Annotated in this window: 15 protein-coding genes; 12 read left to right on the top strand and 3 right to left on the bottom strand. The window is 72.2% G+C overall.

Annotated elements, in window-relative coordinates:
- Positions 1–67: 67 nt before the first annotated feature.
- Positions 68–1894, top strand: coding sequence for an alpha-galactosidase (locus tag AB0B85_RS27745; protein WP_357411904.1), 1827 nt, complete (start codon positions 68–70; stop codon positions 1892–1894).
- Between the two features lie 3 nt (positions 1895–1897).
- Here AB0B85_RS27745 and AB0B85_RS27750 read toward each other — a convergent pair whose 3' ends face one another.
- Complete coding sequence (locus tag AB0B85_RS27750; RefSeq protein ID WP_357411905.1) at positions 1898–2770, bottom strand: DUF4231 domain-containing protein; 873 nt, start codon at positions 2768–2770, stop codon at positions 1898–1900.
- 164 nt (positions 2771–2934) lie between these two features.
- Here AB0B85_RS27750 and AB0B85_RS27755 point away from each other — a divergent pair, with 164 nt between their 5' ends.
- Positions 2935–5124, top strand: a complete 2190-nt coding sequence (locus AB0B85_RS27755) for an FUSC family protein (protein WP_357411906.1) — start codon at positions 2935–2937, stop codon at positions 5122–5124.
- Positions 5125–5294: 170 nt separating this feature from the next.
- A complete protein-coding gene (locus AB0B85_RS27760; protein WP_357411907.1) occupies positions 5295–6332 on the top strand; it encodes an aminotransferase class V-fold PLP-dependent enzyme in 1038 nt (345 codons plus the stop codon).
- A gap of 7 nt (positions 6333–6339) precedes the next feature.
- Here the strand turns inward: AB0B85_RS27760 and AB0B85_RS27765 are convergent, their stop codons facing one another.
- Positions 6340–7512: an acyl-CoA dehydrogenase family protein gene (locus AB0B85_RS27765; RefSeq protein WP_357411908.1), complete on the bottom strand. Its 1173-nt coding sequence runs from the start codon at positions 7510–7512 to the stop codon at positions 6340–6342.
- Between the two features lie 152 nt (positions 7513–7664).
- Between AB0B85_RS27765 and AB0B85_RS27770 the strand changes: the two genes are divergently transcribed.
- The 4 genes from AB0B85_RS27770 to AB0B85_RS27785 all read left to right on the top strand — a co-directional run bounded on the left by AB0B85_RS27770 (position 7665) and on the right by AB0B85_RS27785 (position 12479).
- Positions 7665–9116 carry a hypothetical protein gene (locus AB0B85_RS27770; protein WP_357411909.1) on the top strand — a complete coding sequence of 484 codons (1452 nt, stop codon included), beginning with the start codon at positions 7665–7667 and terminating at the stop codon, positions 9114–9116.
- Between the two features lie 2 nt (positions 9117–9118).
- Positions 9119–9775 (top strand): TetR/AcrR family transcriptional regulator C-terminal domain-containing protein, encoded by a 657-nt coding sequence (locus AB0B85_RS27775; RefSeq protein ID WP_357411910.1) that lies wholly within the window; start codon positions 9119–9121, stop codon positions 9773–9775.
- 92 nt (positions 9776–9867) lie between these two features.
- Positions 9868–11322, top strand: coding sequence for an aldehyde dehydrogenase family protein (locus AB0B85_RS27780; protein ID WP_357411911.1), 1455 nt, complete (start codon positions 9868–9870; stop codon positions 11320–11322).
- A complete protein-coding gene (locus AB0B85_RS27785; RefSeq protein ID WP_357411912.1) occupies positions 11319–12479 on the top strand; it encodes a zinc-binding dehydrogenase in 1161 nt (386 codons plus the stop codon). The genes AB0B85_RS27780 and AB0B85_RS27785 overlap by 4 nt, the downstream gene beginning before the upstream one ends.
- Before the next feature lie 99 nt (positions 12480–12578).
- Here the strand turns inward: AB0B85_RS27785 and AB0B85_RS27790 are convergent, their stop codons facing one another.
- A complete protein-coding gene (locus AB0B85_RS27790; RefSeq protein ID WP_357411913.1) occupies positions 12579–12866 on the bottom strand; it encodes a hypothetical protein in 288 nt (95 codons plus the stop codon).
- A gap of 141 nt (positions 12867–13007) precedes the next feature.
- Between AB0B85_RS27790 and AB0B85_RS27795 the strand changes: the two genes are divergently transcribed.
- The 5 genes from AB0B85_RS27795 to AB0B85_RS27815 all read left to right on the top strand — a co-directional run bounded on the left by AB0B85_RS27795 (position 13008) and on the right by AB0B85_RS27815 (position 17678).
- Entirely contained in the window at positions 13008–13373 is a 366-nt protein-coding gene (locus AB0B85_RS27795) for a PadR family transcriptional regulator (protein ID WP_357411914.1), read from the top strand.
- Positions 13370–14746 (top strand): permease prefix domain 1-containing protein, encoded by a 1377-nt coding sequence (locus AB0B85_RS27800; protein ID WP_357411915.1) that lies wholly within the window; start codon positions 13370–13372, stop codon positions 14744–14746. The genes AB0B85_RS27795 and AB0B85_RS27800 overlap by 4 nt, the downstream gene beginning before the upstream one ends.
- Before the next feature lie 205 nt (positions 14747–14951).
- The gene (locus tag AB0B85_RS27805; protein ID WP_357411916.1) at positions 14952–15515 is read left to right on the top strand and encodes a TetR/AcrR family transcriptional regulator; all 564 of its coding nucleotides are present in this window, start codon (positions 14952–14954) and stop codon (positions 15513–15515) included.
- Entirely contained in the window at positions 15508–16788 is a 1281-nt protein-coding gene (locus AB0B85_RS27810; RefSeq protein ID WP_357411917.1) for an FAD-dependent monooxygenase, read from the top strand. Before AB0B85_RS27805 ends, AB0B85_RS27810 begins: the two co-directional genes overlap by 8 nt.
- 71 nt (positions 16789–16859) lie before the next feature.
- Positions 16860–17678, top strand: a complete 819-nt coding sequence (locus AB0B85_RS27815; RefSeq protein WP_357411918.1) for an NAD(P)-dependent oxidoreductase — start codon at positions 16860–16862, stop codon at positions 17676–17678.
- Positions 17679–17831 lie beyond the last annotated feature (153 nt).

A 17831-nucleotide genomic window follows, 5' to 3' on the forward strand; every position in this document is an offset into this window, starting at 1 on the left:
GTGTGAGCGTTAACATCGACAACCACCACTACCTGCCGCACTGGTCGGCGCTCCCGTTGGAGGTCCGATGACGCTCGTCCTCGCGCGTTGCACCGCACGGCGGATAGCCGGGCTCACGGCTCTGATCGTGGTGCTCAGCGTCGGCCTCTCGGCCATCTCCCCGAAGCCGGCGGCGGCCTGGGACAACGGCACGGCGGACACCCCACCGATGGGGTGGAACAGCTACGACTCGTTCAACTGGCGGGTCACCGAGGCGGACGTGCGGGCCAACGCCGACTACATGCGCGACAACCTGCGCCAGCACGGCTGGCAGTACGTCGTCATCGACTGGGCCTGGTACTACCCCGGCCAGCACAACAACAGCCCCAACCAGGACGCCAACCTCAACCCCCGACTGCGGATGGACGCCAACGGTCGGTTGCTACCGGACACCACCCGGTTCCCCTCGGCGGCGGGCAGCAACGGGTTCAAGCCGCTCGCCGACTACGTGCACGCCCAGGGGTTGAAGTTCGGCGTCCACCTGATGCGCGGCATCCCACGGCAGGCGGTCGCCGACAACGTGCCCATCCTCGGCACCAACTGCCGAGCCAACCAGATCAACAACAGCACGACCGCGGCCTGGCTCAACCTGATGTGGGGCCTGAACATGTCAAACGCCTGCGCGCAGGCGTACCTCGACTCGGTCTTCCAACTCCTGGCCGGCTGGGGTGTCGACTACGTCAAGGTGGACGACATCGCGGCGCCCACCTACCGGCAGGCCGAGGTCGAGGGTTACCGGACGGCGATCCAGCGCAGCGGTCGGCCGATGGTGCTGAGCCTCTCGCCCGGCGCGACGCCGCTGGCCAGCGGCGGGCACGTGCGGGACAACGCGCACATGTGGCGGATCGTCAACGACCTGTGGGACAACTGGTCGTCGCTCGACGCGCTCTTCGACCAGTTGCGCAACTGGACGCCGTACCGGACGACGGGCGCCTGGCCCGATCCAGACATGATTCCGATCGGGCGGCTGTCCAAGTACGGCCCGGTCGGTTCACCCCGCTACTCCGCGCTCACCGCCGACGAGCAGCGCACGCTCATGACCCTGTGGGCGATCAACCGGGCACCGCTGATGTGGGGCGGCAACCTGGTCGAGAACCGCGCCGCCGAGCTGGCGTTGATGACGAACCCGGCGGTGCTCGCCGTCGACCAGAACAGCGCCAACAACCGCCAGCTCGTCGGCGGCACCCGGCAGGTGTGGACCGCCGACGTGCCCGGCAGCGACCACCGGTACGTGGCCCTGTTCAACCGCGAGAGCGCCACCGCCAACGTCTCGGTGAACCTGGCCGATCTGGGCATCGGCTCGGCCACCGTCACCGACCTGTGGTCCGGCACCGGCCTCGGCACCGCCACCGGCACGCTCACCCGGTCCCTCCCGGCCCACGGCAGCGGGCTGTACCGGCTGGCGCCGCTCACCACCACCCCCACGCCGACCACCTACACGGTGGCCGCGCGGCACAGTGGCAAGCTGCTCGACGTCTTCAACGCGTCCACCGCGGACGGTGCCAACGTGGTGCAGTGGGGCGCGAACGGCCAGCCCAACCAGCGCTGGCGGTTCCAGGAGACCGGTGACGGCTACGCCACCGTGACAAGCATCAGCAGCGGCAAGTGCCTCGACGTGTACGGCGGCGCGGGTGCCACCGCCGACGGCGTCCGGGTCATCCAGTGGGCCTGCAACGGCGGCACCAACCAGCAGTGGCGCGTCGAGGACCTCGGCACCGGCTACGTCAGGCTCGTCGCCCGCCACAGCGGGAAGTGCCTCGACGTGCTGAACGCCGCCACCGCGGACGGGGCTCAGACCGTGCAGTGGACCTGCGGCACCGGCACCAGCCAACAATGGCGACGCACCACCGCGTAGGGCTCAGCGGCGGCGGGCCCGCCACATCGTGTGCTCCCGCGAGATCGCTGTCTCGGTGTCGTTGACGAACTGCGACAGGTCGGCGTCCGAAGCGATCCGGCTGGCGAGTGACCCGATGGCGGCGAGTTCCTGGCTGGCCAGGGCGTACGCCGTCGCCACCGCACCGTGTTGGCGCAGCTGGGTCCAGGCCGCACCGGCGGCGACCGCCGCCGCGGCTATGCCCAGCAGGTCGACATCGATGAGCCCGGCGGCCTTCGACGTCGCCAGGGTCACGCCCACGATCTCCAGCACGAGCATGCCTACCGACCACCGTGACGCGCGGGCCCGGTTCGACAGTGCCCGTTCGGCGTACCAGGCCCGCTGCCCCTCCAGCCGACCGGTGAGGTACGCGGCCCGGCGGTCCGCGAGCGAGGCGGCGCGCAGTGCCAGCATGCCGTCGGTGACCTGCCGGCCGGAGACGGCGGGGGCCGCCAGCCCGGCGGCGGACATGTCCCCGGTCAGGCCCAACAGGCGACTGGTGAAGTCGTCAACACATTCCGCGTCGCCGCGCGACTGCGGAAACGGATGCGCGGCGGTGGCGAACCGCCACGTCAGGGACTTGATGGACTCTGAGAGGGCCCTTCCGACGTACCACCGCTCGGTGGGACGGTTGGTGAGCAGGAAGACCTCGACGATCGAGGTGGCGGCGAAGGCGCCGGCCGCCAGCGCCGGACCCAGGACGAGGTCGTCGAGTGTCCAGGTGGCGACTCCCGCGACAGCGGCCAGCAGCAGCAGGGACAGCCGCAGGGCCATCAGCCATGCGGACATCCGCTGCCCGCGCTGCGACTCGTCGGACACGGCCCGCTGGAACGGTGGAAGATCCTCGACGTTCAGCATGGCGTTGACCTCCCGACAGAACCCTGACTAGACAGTAGGGGGCAGCGTCTATGTCCGGTCGGCCCTCGCCGCGGTGATTCACCGCGAAACCCACCACCACCAGCGGGCTCCGGGCGAGAATGGTTGGTCGGGAAGGGGTGCTGCGACGAACCGGGGGTGCAGGCGTGCCCGCAACCAGCATCCTCGCCCGCCTCCGGCGCCGGGACCCGGGAGATGCCGTGCTGCGGCGGGCGGCCCGGCTGACACTTGTCGCGTCCGTCGTCTTCTACGTCTGCCGCTACGGTGCGGGCAGTTCGACGCTTGCCACCTACGGCCTGTTCGGCACGATCGCCGCCGGGGCGTTCGCGCAGCTGCCCGGCCCGGCGCCGCAACGGGCGCGGATCCTCGTCACGGCACTGCCGGCGGTCTGGGTGCTGATCGCCGCCGGCACCCTGCTGGCGGGGAGCACGTGGTCGGCGGCCGGCGGCATGTTGGTCATCGGGTTCGTGGTGGCGTTCGCCGGGGTTGGCAACCCACGTCTGGTGGGGTTGGCCAGCGCGTTCCAACTCTTCTACATCCTGGCGTCCTTCCCACCGTACGAGCCGGGCACCCTGCCGGAGCGACTCGGCGGCGTCACATTCGCCATCGTGCTGCTCGCCGCGACGGAGGTGCTCCTCTGGCCCGATCCGGTACCGGTCACCTACCGGCAACGCCTCACTGCCGCGGCGGACGGCGTCGCGGCGTTCCTCGATGTCGCCGCCCAGCGGTTGACCGACCCACACGCCGCCCCGGCCGGTCGGGACCCGCGGCGGGAGCGGGCCTACGAGCTGGTGGCCGCCGCCGAACTGGGCCGCAACCCGCCGGAGTGGGCACCGAGCGCGGCGGGCGTCCAGGACCGGGCGCTGCGAATCTGCGCCGCCGCGCTCCGCGAGGCACTCGCCGAGGCGGACCGGTTGGCGACGGACGCGCCACCCGAACCGCTGGGAGACCTGGCGGCGGCGGGTCTGCTGCGCTCCTGCGCGGACACCACCCGGGCCGCCGGCCGGACCCTGACATCGGGTGCCCCGCAGGTGGGTCTCGACGACCTGGACGCCGCGATCGAGCGGGCCGAGACGGCGTACCACGCCGGAACGGGCGACGGCCACGACCCGCCGGACGTGCCCCGGTTGTGCCGGGACGCGACGGCGTTGGCCCTCGCCGACCACAGCCGGGCCTTCGCCGTCGGCGTCCGGGTGGCCACCGGGTCGCGGCCCGGCACCGAGGACGCCCGCACCGGACTCTTCGAGTACGCGCGGCACGGCCCGTGGCGGCTGTACTGGTGGCAGTTCCGCTCGCACCTGGCACCCCGCTCGGCCCACCTGCACAGCTCGCTCCGGGTGGCCGTGGCGCTCGCCATCGCCCGCGTCGCCGCCGGGTTGCTGCACCTGAACCACGGCTTCTGGGTGCTGCTTGCCACCCTCACCGTCCTGCGTACCTCGGCCGCCGACACGCGCACCGCCCTGCGGCCGGCCGTGCTCGGCACGATCGCCGGTGCCGTCGTCAGCGGTGCGCTGATGCTCGTCATCGACAAGCCGATCGTGTACGCGATCGTCCTGCCGCTGACCCTGATGCTGGCCTTCGGCGTCGGTCAGCTGCTCGGTCCGGTGTGGCAGCAGGCGCTGTTCACCGTGCTGCTGACTGTCGTCTTCGCCCAGCTCAACCCTGAAGGGTGGCGGCTCGCCGAGACCCGCCTCATCGACGTGCTGCTGGGCGCGGTGATCGGCGTGCTCGCCGGGGTGGCGATGTGGCCGAGCGGCGCGAGCCACGATCTGCGGCACAACGCGACCTGCTACCTGGCGGCCAGCGCGGACGCCGTCGAGCAGACCGTGCAGGCGATCCTCGGCGGCGGGGCGCCTCCCGAGCGGGCCTTCGACCGGGTCCGGCGTCGAATGGCCCTGGTCGCCTCGTCGTACGGGCAGTACCACGCGGAGCGGCACCATCCGCACCGACAGCAGGTGAACTGGGACGCCGTGCTGAGCGCCGGGCACCACGTGCTGCCCGGCGCGGAGTCGCTGCTGCGTCGTAACCCGCCCGGCTGCCTCGCCGGCTGGCCGGCGGCAGCGGCAGTGCTGACCGACTCCACCGCGCGCCTGCGTTCGGCGTACGACGACGTCGCCCGCGAGGTGGCGCACGACCGTGCCGCGGGCCCGAGGCCCGACCCGACGGGCTGCGCCGAGGACCTGGTCCGGATCCGTCCGCTGCTCGGGGAGAAGGACTCCCGGTCGGTCCGGCACCTCGTGGAGGTCGACAGGTGGCTCACCGGTCTCGCGAACAGTGTTGGGCGGATCCACCCGCCCGGCGACAGCGAGCCGGGCGACCGGCGCGGGGTGCGGTGACGAAAGGCGGTCGACGCGGCGCCCTGGACGTCTCCGTTGTCGAGACGCCGGACGCCCGTGCGTCTACCAGGTTGCGGCGGCGCTCGGCCAGGACTGTGTCCGGATCTGACAGGCCGCCGCTCGCGGATTGGTAGTGCCCGTTCGACGCCGCCTCGCCTAGCGTCGGCGTAATGGAGATCGAGCAGGCGCAGAAGTTGTGGCAGCCGGAGCCCGGCTGGTTGAACACCGCCTCCTACGGGTTGCCGCCCGAGCCGGCGTGGACGGCACTACAGGATGCCCTGGGGGCGTGGCGGGTCGGCCGCACGTCGTGGGAGGGCTGGGGCGAGGCGGTGCACAGGTCCCGTACCGCGTTCGCCGACCTGATCGGGGTGCCGGCCGGTGACGTCGCGGTCGGCGCTGCCGTGTCGCAGATCCTCGCGCCGGTCGCGGCGGCCCTGCCGGCCGGGGCGACGGTGGTGGTGCCCGAGGTCGAGTTCACCTCGAACCTGTTCCCGTGGCTGGTGCAGGAGGAGCGCGGGGTCAAGGTCCGGACGGTGCCGGTGGGCGGCGTGGTCGACGCGATCGACTCCGACACCGACGTTGTCGCGTTCAGCCTTGTGCAGTCGGCCGACGGGGCGGTGGCGGCGTACGACGAGATCGTGACCGCGGCCCGTGCACACGGCGCGTTGGTGGTGGTGGACGCGACCCAGGCGTGCGGCTGGCTGCCGTTCGACGGGAGCCGGGCCGACGTGGTGGCCGTCGGGGGCTACAAGTGGCTGATGAACCCGCGCGGCACCGCGTACGCCTATCTGGCCCCGGCGCTGCGCGACCGGCTGCGCCCGGACGCCGCCGGCTGGTACGCGGGCCGCGACCCGCACGCCTCCTACTACGGCCCGCCGTTGCGGCTGGCCGACGACGCCCGCCGGTTCGACATCTCACCGGCCTGGTTCAGCTGGGTCGGCGCGGCGCCCGCGATGGAGGTGGTCGCCGAGATCGGCGTGCCGGCGATCCGGGCGCACAACGTGGCACTTGCCAACCGGTTCCTGACCGGGCTGGGCCGGCCGCCGGGGGAGAGCGCCATCGTCAGCGTGGACGTGCCGGACGCGGAGCAGCGCCTGGCGGCGGCCGGCATCCGCGCGGCGGTCCGCGCCGGGCGGGTCCGCGCCTCGTTCCACGTCTACTCCACCGAGGCCGACGTGGACGACGCGTTGACGGCGTTGACGGGGTGACCCCCGATCAGGCGAGGTGACCACCGATCTTCGTGTAGCCGCGCAGCAGGTCCCGCGAGATGATCAGCCGCTGCATCTCGTCGGTGCCCTCGAAGATCCGGTAGAGCCGGACCTGCCGGTACCAGCGCTCGATGGGCAGCTCCCGGGTGTAGCCCATGCCGCCGTGGATCTGGAGCGCCCGGTCGACCACCCGGTTGACCATCCCGGCGCCGTAGAGCTTGCCCATCGACGACGCGTGCCGCGGGTCGAGGCCCTGATCGACGGTCCACGCCGAGCGCAGCACCAGCCAGCGGGCCGCCTCCAGCTCGGTCTCCGAGTCGGCGATCATCCACTGGATGGCCTGGTTGGTGCCGATCTTCGTGCCGAACGTCTCCCGGGTGTTGGCGTGGTCGATGGCCATCTGCAGGACCCGCTCGGCGATGCCGATGGCGTGTGACGGGATGGTGTATCGGCCCTTGCCGATCCACTCCATGCCCAGCGTGAAGCCCTGCCCGACCTCGCCGAGGATGTTGCGGTGCGGCACGCGTACGCCGTCGAAGATGAGCGACGCCGGCCCGCCCTCACCCATGGTCTGGATGAACTCCGACCGCCAACCCATCGACCGGTCCACCAGGAACGCGGTGGCCCCGCCGTTGCGGGCGCCCTTCTCCCGGTCGGTCACCGCGACCACGATGGCGAAGTCGGCGTCGTGGCCACCGGTGATGAAGGTCTTCTCGCCGTCGAGGATCCAGTCGTCGCCGTCGCGGCGGGCGGAGAGCCGGATGTTGGCCGCGTCCGAGCCGGCGCCCGGTTCGGTGATCGCGAAACAGGACCGCCGCTCGCCCTCGATCGTCGGGATGAGGAACTCCTGTTTCTGCTCCTCGGTGGCGTGGAACAGGATGTTGTCCGCCTCGCCGCCGAAGCGGAACGGCACGAACGTGCGGCCCAGCTCGGTCCAGATCAACGACTGGAGTACGGCCGGCAGGTTCATCCCGCCGTACTCCTCGGGGGTGGCCAGGCCCCAGAAGCCGAACTTGCGCGCCTTGCGTTGCAGTTCGCGTACCTCGGAGTGGTCCAGGCCCGGTTGGTGCGCCCGTTCCCGGCGGAGCACCTCGGCTTCCAGGGGCATCACCTCGCGGGTCACGAACGCGCGCACGGTGTCCCGGACGGCGCGTTCCTCGTCGGACAGTGCGAAGTCCACGGTTCCCCCTTGGTTGTGCGTGACGGTGCGCCGCTGCGGGCACAGCGGTCATTCATAAACTAGCGGTGTAAGTTTTCATCCGTCCAGACCCTTCTCCGCCACCCGTGGTGAGGCGGTGACCGCAGGTGGTTCCGGATAGGGTGCGCGAACAGGTGATTCCGACGAGGGAGGACGGCTTGTTGGAGCTGGTCCGGGAACGGGTACGCGGCATCGCCGGCAACCCGGCGACGCCGCCGGACCTGCTGGTGCGGATGCTTGATCACCGCCCGGCCGGTCTGGCAGTCCTGATCTTCCGCGGGGCGTTGCCCGACGAGGTCTGCCGCGCGGTGGCGGCGCATCCGGACAGGCAGCTCCGGCTGACCCTGGCGGACTGTGGATCCGCCACCGGGGAGCAGCGTGCCCTGCTGGTCGACGACCCCGAGCCGACGATCCGCACCTCGCTCGCCGCCGGTCCGGATCTCTTCCGCGGCACGCCCGACCCGCTGCCCGAAGCGGCGTACGCCCGCCTCGCCGCGGATCCCGTTCGGCGGGTCCGGGAGGCGCTGGCTGACTCCCGGCAGTGCCCGGAGCAGGTCCGGGCCCGGCTGGCCGACGACCCCGACCCGGTGGTGCGGAGCACCGCGTACGCCCGGTGGGCCGACCCGCCGGAGGAGGTCACCGACCGGCTGCTCGCCGACCCGGACGAGGGCGTCCGCCGGGTGGTGGCCCGGCACGCCTGCCGGCGGCGGCCCGGCCTGCTGCCCGGTGTGCTCGACACCACGTGGTCCGATGGCTGGCACCTGGCCGCCGTGGCCGTCGACGCGCCCCTGGACCGGGCGTCGGCCGAACGGCTGGCCCGCCACGAGGACCCGATGGTGCGCGCGGCGGTGGCCGAGAACCCGCACCTCCCCCCGGACCTCGTCGACGCCCTGGCCGTCGATCCCGAGCCGAAGGTCCGGCTGCGGCTGTCAGTGCGTCCGGGGTTGACCGAGGCCGAACGTGGAGCCATCGACTACCGCGTGCGTCCCACCGACCGGATCTCCCCGGCCCGCTGGGTGCTCGCCCACCTCGACGACCCCGAGGCGCTCGACGAGGCCGTCCGCTCGGCCCACGTCGGGCTGCGGCGCAGCGCCGCGTACAGCCGGCACCTGCGGCCGGATCAGGTCGCGCGACTCGCCGCCGACGAGGACTTCGCGGTCCGGCTGCTGCTCTGCGAGAACCACGACGCGGTTCCGGGGGAGGTGCTGCTCGCCACCTACCTGCAAGCACGGGTGATCACCGCGGGCATGCTGATCCAGCGGCCGAACTTCCCGCGTGTCGGGCTGGCCCGGCTGGCCGACTCGGCCGACCCTCGGGCACGCAGGCTCGTCAGGTACGACCCGGACGCCCCTGCGGAACTCATCGACCGACTCAGCCGCGATCCAGACGACGGGGTTCGGGCCTGGACAGCCGCCGATCCCCGCCTCGGCCCCGACCGGGTGGCCGAGTTGCTGGATGATCCCGCCACAGCCGGCGCGGCAGCCGGTAACCGCAAGCTGCCCATCGAAATGATCGAGGGGATCCTCGCCGAGGCGGGGGTCCCGGGTGCGGGCGTCACTGTGACACCATCGACCGGGGAGGGCTGACCGTGCCGCGCCCCCGACGGGCTCTGCTCAACCGCGACCGGATCGTCGAGACGGCGCTCGCGCTGATCGACGCCGACGGGCTCGGCGCGCTCTCCACCCGCCGACTCGCCGCCGCCCTGGGTGTGCAGGGCCCTTCGCTCTACAACCACTTCGCCACCAAGGACGAGATCCTCGACGCGGTCGCCGACACTGTCACCGGCGCGGTCGACACCAGTGGCTTCGCCGGCCGGGACTGGGCCACCGCGCTGCGCGACTGGGCCTGGTCGTACCGGCGGGCGCTCACCGCGCACCCGAACATCGTGCCGTACCTGGCGCAGGGACCGGGCCGTCGGCCGGCCGCCCTCGCCATGGCCGACGCGGTCTACGGCGGCCTGGTCCGCGCCGGTTGGCCGCCCGCCCGGGCCACCCACATCGGCGCCGCCCTGCGTTACTTCGTGGCCGGGTCGGCGCTCGGCTCGTTCGCGCGCGGTTTCGTGGAGGACCCCGAGCTGTACGCCGCGCACTACCCGCACCTGCGTGACGCGCACCGGCTCGCCGAGCACCAGCAGAGCGTGGACGAGGGCGCCTTCGCCCTCGGCCTGGACGCGTTGCTGCACGGCCTGGCCGCCGAGTACGCCCGCACCGTCGAGCCGGTGGAGTCCGCCCGGCCGAGCGGGTAGCGTCCAAACTCCCAGCGCTAGTTTCATCGTCCGCCGCGATCCGTCGCCCCCACCCGTCGCCCCCACCCGTCGCCCACCCCCGAAGGGACGCCATGGACCTCGCCGCCCCGCCGTCGCAGTTGCCCGACACCCTGCGCCTCCGGCGTCACCTGCACATCGGCGGCGAGTGGACCTCTCCCGCCGGGACCGAGTTGCTCGATGTGGAGAATCCGAGCACCGGCGCACCTGTCGGGCAGGTGCCGGCCGGCACCCCGGCCGACGTGGATCGTGCCGTCGCCGCGGCCCGCGCCGCCTTCCCCGGCTGGGCCGCTACCGCTCCCGCCGAGCGTTCCGCGCACCTCGACCGGCTGCACACCGCGCTCGCCGCCCGCGCCGACGACCTGGCCCGCACCATCGCCGTCGAGCTGGGCGCACCGCTCAAGCTCGCCACCCGGGTGCAGGTCGGGCTGCCACTGACCGTCCTGCGCGACCACGTCACGCTCGCGGCGCGCCCGCCGGTCGAGGAGAGCATCGGCAACTCCCTCGTGGTCCGCGAGCCGATCGGCGTGGTCGGCGCGATCACCCCGTGGAACTACCCCCTGCACCAGGTGCTGGCGAAGCTGGCCCCCGCGCTGGCCGCCGGCTGCACTGTGGTGCTCAAGCCCAGCGAGCTGACCCCGTTGACCGCGTACCTGCTCTTCGACGCGGTCACCGAGGCCGGGCTGCCGCCGGGGGTGCTCAACCTGGTCCCCGGCACCGGGCCGGTGGTCGGCGAGGCCCTGGCCGCACACCCCGACGTCGACCTCGTCTCGTTCACCGGGTCCACCGCCACCGGCGCGCGGATCATGCGGGTCGCCGCCGACCGGATCGCCCGGGTCGCGCTGGAGCTGGGCGGCAAGTCCGCGAACGTGATCCTCGCCGACGCCGACCTGGCCACCGCGGTCAAGGTGGGCGTCGGCAACGCCCTGCTCAACTCCGGGCAGACCTGCACCGCGTGGACCCGGATGCTCGTGCACCGCGACCGGTACGCCGAAGCACTCGACCTGGTCGCCGCGGCGGTGGCCGGCTACCGGCTCGGCGACCCGTTCGACCCCGTCACCCGCCTCGGCCCGTTGGTCTCCGCCGCGCAGGCCGAGCGGGTACGCGGCCACATCGACCGAGCCCTCGCCGACGGCGCCCGGCTGGTCGTCGGCGGGCCCGAGGCCCCGGTGCCGGCCCAGGGGCACTTCGTCGCCCCGACCGTCTTCGCCGACGTGCACCCCGACAGCGCGCTCGCCCAGGAGGAGGTCTTCGGCCCGGTCCTCGCCGTCCTCCCGTTCGACGACACCGACGAGGCGGTCGCCATCGCCAACAACTCGCGCTACGGGCTGGCCGGGGCGGTCTGGTCCGCCGACACCGAGGCCGCGCTCGCGGTGGCCCGGCGGCTGCGCACCGGCGCTGTCGACATCAACGGCGCCCCGTTCAATCCGCTCGCCCCGTTCGGCGGCTACAAGCAGTCCGGCCTGGGCCGGGAGCTGGGCGTGCACGGGCTCGCCGAGTTCTGCGAGCTGAAGGCGATCCAGCGATGAGCGCCCCCGAGTCGTTCCCGGCCGGGCCGCCGCGCCCCGCCGCGCCGAACCCGGCCGGGCCGGGCGGCGGCGAGCCGGTCACGGTCCGCGCGCTTGTCGCGCGCGGGGCCGGCGCCGAGCTGCGAATCGAGCGGATCCGGCTGTCCGCGCCCGGCCCCGGCGAGGTCCGGGTGACGATCCGGGCCGCCGGCGTCTGCCACTCCGACCTGTCCATGGTGAACGGCACCATCGCCGCGAGGTTCCCGTTGGTGCTCGGGCACGAGGCGACCGGCGTGATCGCCGAGGTCGGGCCGGGCAGTGCCCTGCGGGTCGGCACCCCGGTGGTGCTCAACTGGGCACCGGCCTGTCGGGCCTGCTGGTGGTGCCGCAACGGCGAGCCGTGGCTCTGCGCCGACACCACCGCGCCGACGGTGCCGCGCGGCGAGACCGACGACGGCCTCCCGCTGCACCTGACCCTCGGCCTCGGCGCGCTTGCCGAGGCGGTGGTGGTGCCCGAGAACGCCGTCATCCCGATCCCCGCAGGTCTGCCACCGGAGCGGGCCGCGCTGCTGGGCTGCGCGGTGCTCACCGGTGTCGGCGCGGTCCACAACACGGCCCGGGTGGCGTCCGGCGACTCGGTGGCGGTGATCGGGCTCGGCGGGGTCGGGCTCGCCGTGCTCACCGCCGCCCGCCGGGCCGGCGCCACCACGATCCTCGCCGTCGACGTCGCCGAGGCCAAACGGGACCTGGCGCTCGCCGCCGGGGCGACCGACTTCCTGCTCTCCGACGACCGGCTCTCCAAGGAGGTGCGGGCGCGCACCGAGGGCCGGGGCGTGGACCACGCCTTCGAGTGCGTCGGCCGCGCCGCCACCATCCGCGCCGCCTGGCGGCTGACCCGACGTGGGGGAGTGGTGACAGTGGTCGGGATGGGCGCCAAGGACGACATGGTCAGCCTCGGCGCGCTCGACATCTTCCACTCCGCCCGCACCCTGCGTTCCTCGGTGTACGGCTCGTCCGACCCGGACCGGGAGGTGCCGGCGCTGGCTGCCGAGCTGGCCGATGGCGCGCTTGATCTGCGCGCGTTGGTCAGCGGCACGGTTTCGCTCGACGACGCGCCCACGGCGTTCGCGCGGCTGGCCCGGGGCGAGGGCGCCCGCTGGGTGGTCACTCTGGACTGAGCCGGGCGTGGGACACGTGGCGGGCTTGGCCAGGTGCCCTGGGCTGACTCCGGACGGGCCAGCCCTGGGCACCCGGGGCGACGAAGGTCGGGCGGACGGTCAGAAGGGTGGGGCGTCCTCGCCCATCAGCGCCAGCACGACGCCGCCCTTGCCGCTCTTGAGGCCCTGGACCACTACCTTGCCGGTGCTGCCGTCGGGCAGTTCGAGGGTGAAGGTCTTCCCGATCGCGTTCTTCGGGCCGTTGCCGGCGCTGTTGGCGGGTCGGAAGTCGCCTGCCCAGGGCGGGACTCCGCCCTTACGGGCCGGCTCGGCGAAGAGCGCGGCGGTGCCGGGAGTCCTGGTGCCGTCCGCGGAAAGGAGCACTGAGGCGCTGCGATAGGTAGCCATATGCGCCAAGGCTAACCCGGAGCGGGCGGTTCGCGGCACCACAGCTGCCCGTACCGGCGATTCGGCCGCCAGTCGTTGCCCACCGACCCATACCTAGAAGTACGATGCATCGTACTTCTAGGGTTAGGGGTGGGAGGCTTCATGAAGGTCGCCAAGGATCTGGTCGCCGCCTCGGCGACACCGATGGTGCTCGGCATCCTGGCCGAGGGCGAGAGCTACGGCTACGCCATCCTCCGGCGGATCAACGAGCTGTCCGGCGGCGAGCTGGACTGGACCGAGGGACTGCTGTACCCGTTGCTGCACCGGCTCGAACGACTCGCCTATCTGGAGTCGAGCTGGCAGGCGGTCGCCGGTGAGCGCAAGCGCAAGTACTACCGCATCACCGACCGGGGCCTGGCGGAGCTCGCCGAGCAGCGCCGGCAGTGGGACACCGTGGTGGGCGCGCTCAAGGAGATCTGGCACGACCGGGCGCCCCTGACGACGCCCCCGCTGGAGGGCCTGGCATGACGACGCCCGATCGGCCGGCGGAGTTGGCCGCGCAGTTCGCGCAGTGGCGCCAGTACGTGCTGCGCCGCCGGGGACTGCAAGCGGTGGACGCCGACGAGCTGGAAGACCACCTGCGCGGTTCCGTCGACGAACTCCTCGCCGCTGGCCTGAGCCCGGATGAGGCGTTCCTGGTCGCTGTGAAACGGATGGGTAGCCTCGACGATCTCTCCCGCGAGTTCGCCCGGGAACATTCCGAACGGTTGTGGAAGCAGTTGGTGCTGACCGGCGACCCGGGCAATCCGGTCGCCGAGCCGCGCTCCCGCCGCGACCTGTGGGTCCTGCTCGGCTGCGCGGCGGGCGCGGTGGTCTCCGTCAAGGTGCCAGCGCTGTTCGGGTTGAGCTTCGACGACGACGGCTCGTTCTACGCGCGCAACGCCACAGTGTTCGCGCTGCCCTGGCTGGCGGCCTTCCTGGCGTGGCGTCGGCAAGCCCGACCCGCGGTGGTCGCGGTGCTGGTGGCGCTGTTCGCGCTCGGCGTCGGGGCGGCCAACGCCTACCCGCTTGCGGACGACTCGCAGTCCGTGGTCGTCACAAGCGTCCACCTGCCCATCGCCCTCTGGCTCGTGGTCGGCCTGGCCTACGTCGCCGACGACTGGCGCTCGTCGCGTCGACGCATGGACTTCATCCGCTTCACCGGCGAGTGGTTCATCTACTTCGTGCTGATGGCCCTCGGTGGCGGCGTGCTCGCCGCGTTCCTGTTCAACACCTTCGCGGCCATCGGCATCGTCCCGGAGGCGTTCATCTCGCAGTGGCTGCTGCCCTGCGGCGCCGCGGCGGCGGTCGTGGTGGCCGGGTGGCTGGTCGAGGCCAAGCAGAGCGTCGTGGAGAACATCGCGCCGGTCCTCACCCGGCTGTTCACCCCGCTCTTCACCGCCGCCCTGCTCGCCTTCCTCGTCGCGGTGGTCTGGACCAGCCACGGCATCGACGTCGAGCGCGAGGCGCTCATCCTGTTCGACCTGTTGCTGGCCGTGGTACTGGGGCTGCTGCTCTACTCCCTCTCGGCCCGTGATCCGCTGGCCCCGGCCGGTGCGTTCGACAAACTCCAACTCGCGCTCGTGGTGAGTGCCCTGGCCATCGACGTGCTGGTGCTGCTGGAGATCACCGGACGCATCACCGACGAGTACGGCGGCACGCCCAACCGGGCTGCCGCCCTCGGCGAGAACGTGATCCTGCTTGTCAACCTCGCCTGGTCGGCGTGGCTCCTGCTGGCCTTCATCCGACGGCGCACGCCGTTCACCACCCTGGAGCGGTGGCAGACCGGCTACCTGCCGGTGTACGCGGCATGGGCCTGGATCGTGGTCCTCGTCTTTCCCCCGTTGTTCAGCTACGCGTAGACGAGGAGTTCCCCACCCTGGGGTAGCCGGCGGCCAACGGTGACCGTCGGCTACCTGCGTGGGGGCGCATGGCGGACAGCTCCGCGGACGGCCAGCGCCCCTCGCCGCGACCCAGCCTCGCGGTGGGTCACCAACCAAGTGGTTGACAGGTGGTCACACAGATGCTGAACTATCAACCAACCACTTGGTTGGGGGCGGACTGAGGATGACTGAACAGCTCGACCGCCGACAGGCGCTCGTCCACGCGGCCTTCTCGGCGCTCGCCGAGAGCGGCTTCGAGGGGTTCCGGCTGCGACCGATCGCTGCCGCGGCCGGCATCGACCACTCCACACTGCACCACTACTTCCGGACCAAGGCCGATCTGATCGCCGCGGTGCTCGAGCACGTGACAAGCCAATTCGAGGCGACGATGCACAACGACCTGGAGCCCGCCGCCCGACTGCGGCAACACCTCAGGGAGATCGCCACCGCCGTGGCGTACCGGCCCGAGTTGTTCGTGGTGCTCGACGAGCTCGATCTCCGCGCGCGACGCGACGCGTCCACAGGTGCCGACATCGAGCGCGACGAACAGGGTTGGCGGGACGCGCTCGCGGCGATCTTCACCGAGGGCATCGCGCAACACGTGTGGTCGGTCAACCTCAACGTCGCCGCCAGCGTCGAGCTGGTGATCGCCACCGTCAAGGGCATTCGCCTGCGTCCCGACCAGGCCGAGTCGGTTGTCAACCAACTGTGCGACCTCTTCTCACCAGAAAGAGTCACCCATGACTGACGTACTCATCGTCGGCGGAGGCATCGGCGGCCTCGCGCTCGCCCAGGGGCTGCGGAAGAACGGAATCAACGCCGAGGTCTACGAGCGTGACCGGCACCGCGACGACCGGGTGGACCGCTACCGGCTCGCGATCAACCCGGCCGGCAGTCGGTCGCTGCGCGCCTGCCTGCCGGACCGACAGTGGCAGGCGTTCACGGACACCGCGGGCCGGCCCGGCGGCGGGTTCGGCTTCCTGGGCACGGACCTGCGCACGTTGGTCCTCGTCGAGGACGCGCTCATGTATCCCGACGATCCCGACCCCGCCGAACGGGCCTACCCGGTCGACCGTCAGACGCTGCGCGGCGTCCTGCTCGACGGACTCGACGACGCCGTCCACTACGACAAGACGTTCGAACGCTACGAGCTGAGCGCGGCAGGTCGTCCCACCGCGTACTTCGCCGACGGCACCTGCGCCACCGCCGACGTCCTGGTCGGCGCAGACGGGATCAACTCCCGGGTACGCGCGCAGTACCTGCCGACCGCCACCCAGCGGGACACCGGCGCGGTGGGCGTCGGGCTGAAGTTGCCGCTCAACGACGACACCCGCGCCTGGCTACCCGCCCGGCTGGCCGAGGGCATGAACCTGGTCGTGACGGGTGCGCCACACTTCCTGTTCACCTCGGTGTTCGAACGCCAGCAGCCGGTGGGGGACGACTATCTGCTGTGCGCGTTCGTCGCCCGCAACGAACTGTTCCCCTCGCGTCCGGAGCGCCTCGACGGCACCCAGTTGAAGGCCTACATCGCCGGGCTGATCACGGACTGGCACCCCGCGCTCCGCCAACTGATCGCCGCGTGCCCAGCAGAGGACGTGAGCGCGTTCCCGTTCCAGGCTTCCGACCGTCCCGCGCCGTGGACGCCGTCCCGGGTCACCGTGCTCGGCGACGCCGTGCACGGCATGCCACCGGCCGGCGGTAACGGCGCCAACACCGCACTGCGCGACGCCGCCCTGCTCACCCGCCAGTTGTCTCTGGCCGGCACCGGCCACCTGCCGCTGCTGGACACGATCGGCGAATACGAGACCGAGATGCGCGAGTACGGATTCCACGCCGTCGAGCTGGCCATGCGGACCCTGCACCAGGGCATGATGAGCAACCCGCTGAACGTGGGTCTGACCCGGGGCTGGTTCAGTCTCTGCGACATCGCGCCACCGCTACGCCGGATGACCTTCGGCGCGAGCTGGGCCAGGATCAGTGCTCCCCGCCCGTGGGAGCGGGTCGGCATGCTGACCGGCTGATCCGCTCGACCGGCCCGGGACGGCCGCCCTGGACTGAGCATCCTGTCGGGGTGGGCGGGCAGGATGACGCAATGGGTTCACGTCTGGGCACTGTCGTCGTCACGGGTGCCGCCGGTCGCATCGGTTCAGTGGTCTGCCGTCACCTGCGCGACGAGGTTCGCCGCCTCGTCCTGGTCGATCGGGTGCTCGCGCAGCCGCAGTCGCCGACAGACCGGGCGATCCAACTGGACCTGGCGGACGCCGACGCCGTGACCGCCGCGCTGGAGGGCGCGGACGCGGTGGTGCACCTGGCCGGGCTGCCGGACGAGGCGCCCCTGGCCGACCTGCTGGAGAGCAACGTGCTGGGCACGTACCACGTGTTGGAGGCGGCCCGTCGGCAGCGGGTGGGGCGGGTCGTCCTCGCCAGCAGCAACCGTGTCACCGGCTTCTACCCGGTCGGCCAGGTGGTCGGGCCGGAGGAGCCGGTCCGACCGGACGGTTTCTACGGGGTGAGCAAGGTCGCTGTCGAAGCGCTCGGGCGCCTGTACGCCGACAAGTTCGGCCTGTCGGTGGTGTGCCTGCGCATCGGCAGCTTCGAGGACGAGCCGGACGAGGCCCGCTACCTGGCGACCTGGTTGAGCCCGCGCGACGGTGTCGGTTTCGTTCGCGCGGCGCTCACCGCTCCCGACGTGCGCTTCGCGACCGCCTACGCCGTGTCCGCCAACACCCGGGCGTTCTGGGACACCACGGCCGGGGCAGGGCTCGGCTATTTGCCGCTGGACGACGCGGAGGTTTTCGCCGACCGGGTGCCCGGTTCGCGCGACCCGGTCGACCCCGCCGCCCCGCAGGGCGGGGCCTTCACCGACGCCGCGTACACGCTGCGGCACGTCAGGGCGGCCGAGCCGTCCTGACGAGCCGAGCATCCAGCGGGCCGGGCGGCAGGGCGACGTCCACCCGTCGTTGCGGCGCGCTGATCGTGACGCGGGCCAGACCGGTGTCACCGTAACCGGTTAGCGGCGACCCGACGTACCCAGCAGGGCATGCCACATTAGGGTCGGTGCCGT

Source organism: Micromonospora sp. NPDC049044, from assembly GCF_040649215.1.
Lineage (GTDB): Bacteria > Actinomycetota > Actinomycetes > Mycobacteriales > Micromonosporaceae > Micromonospora.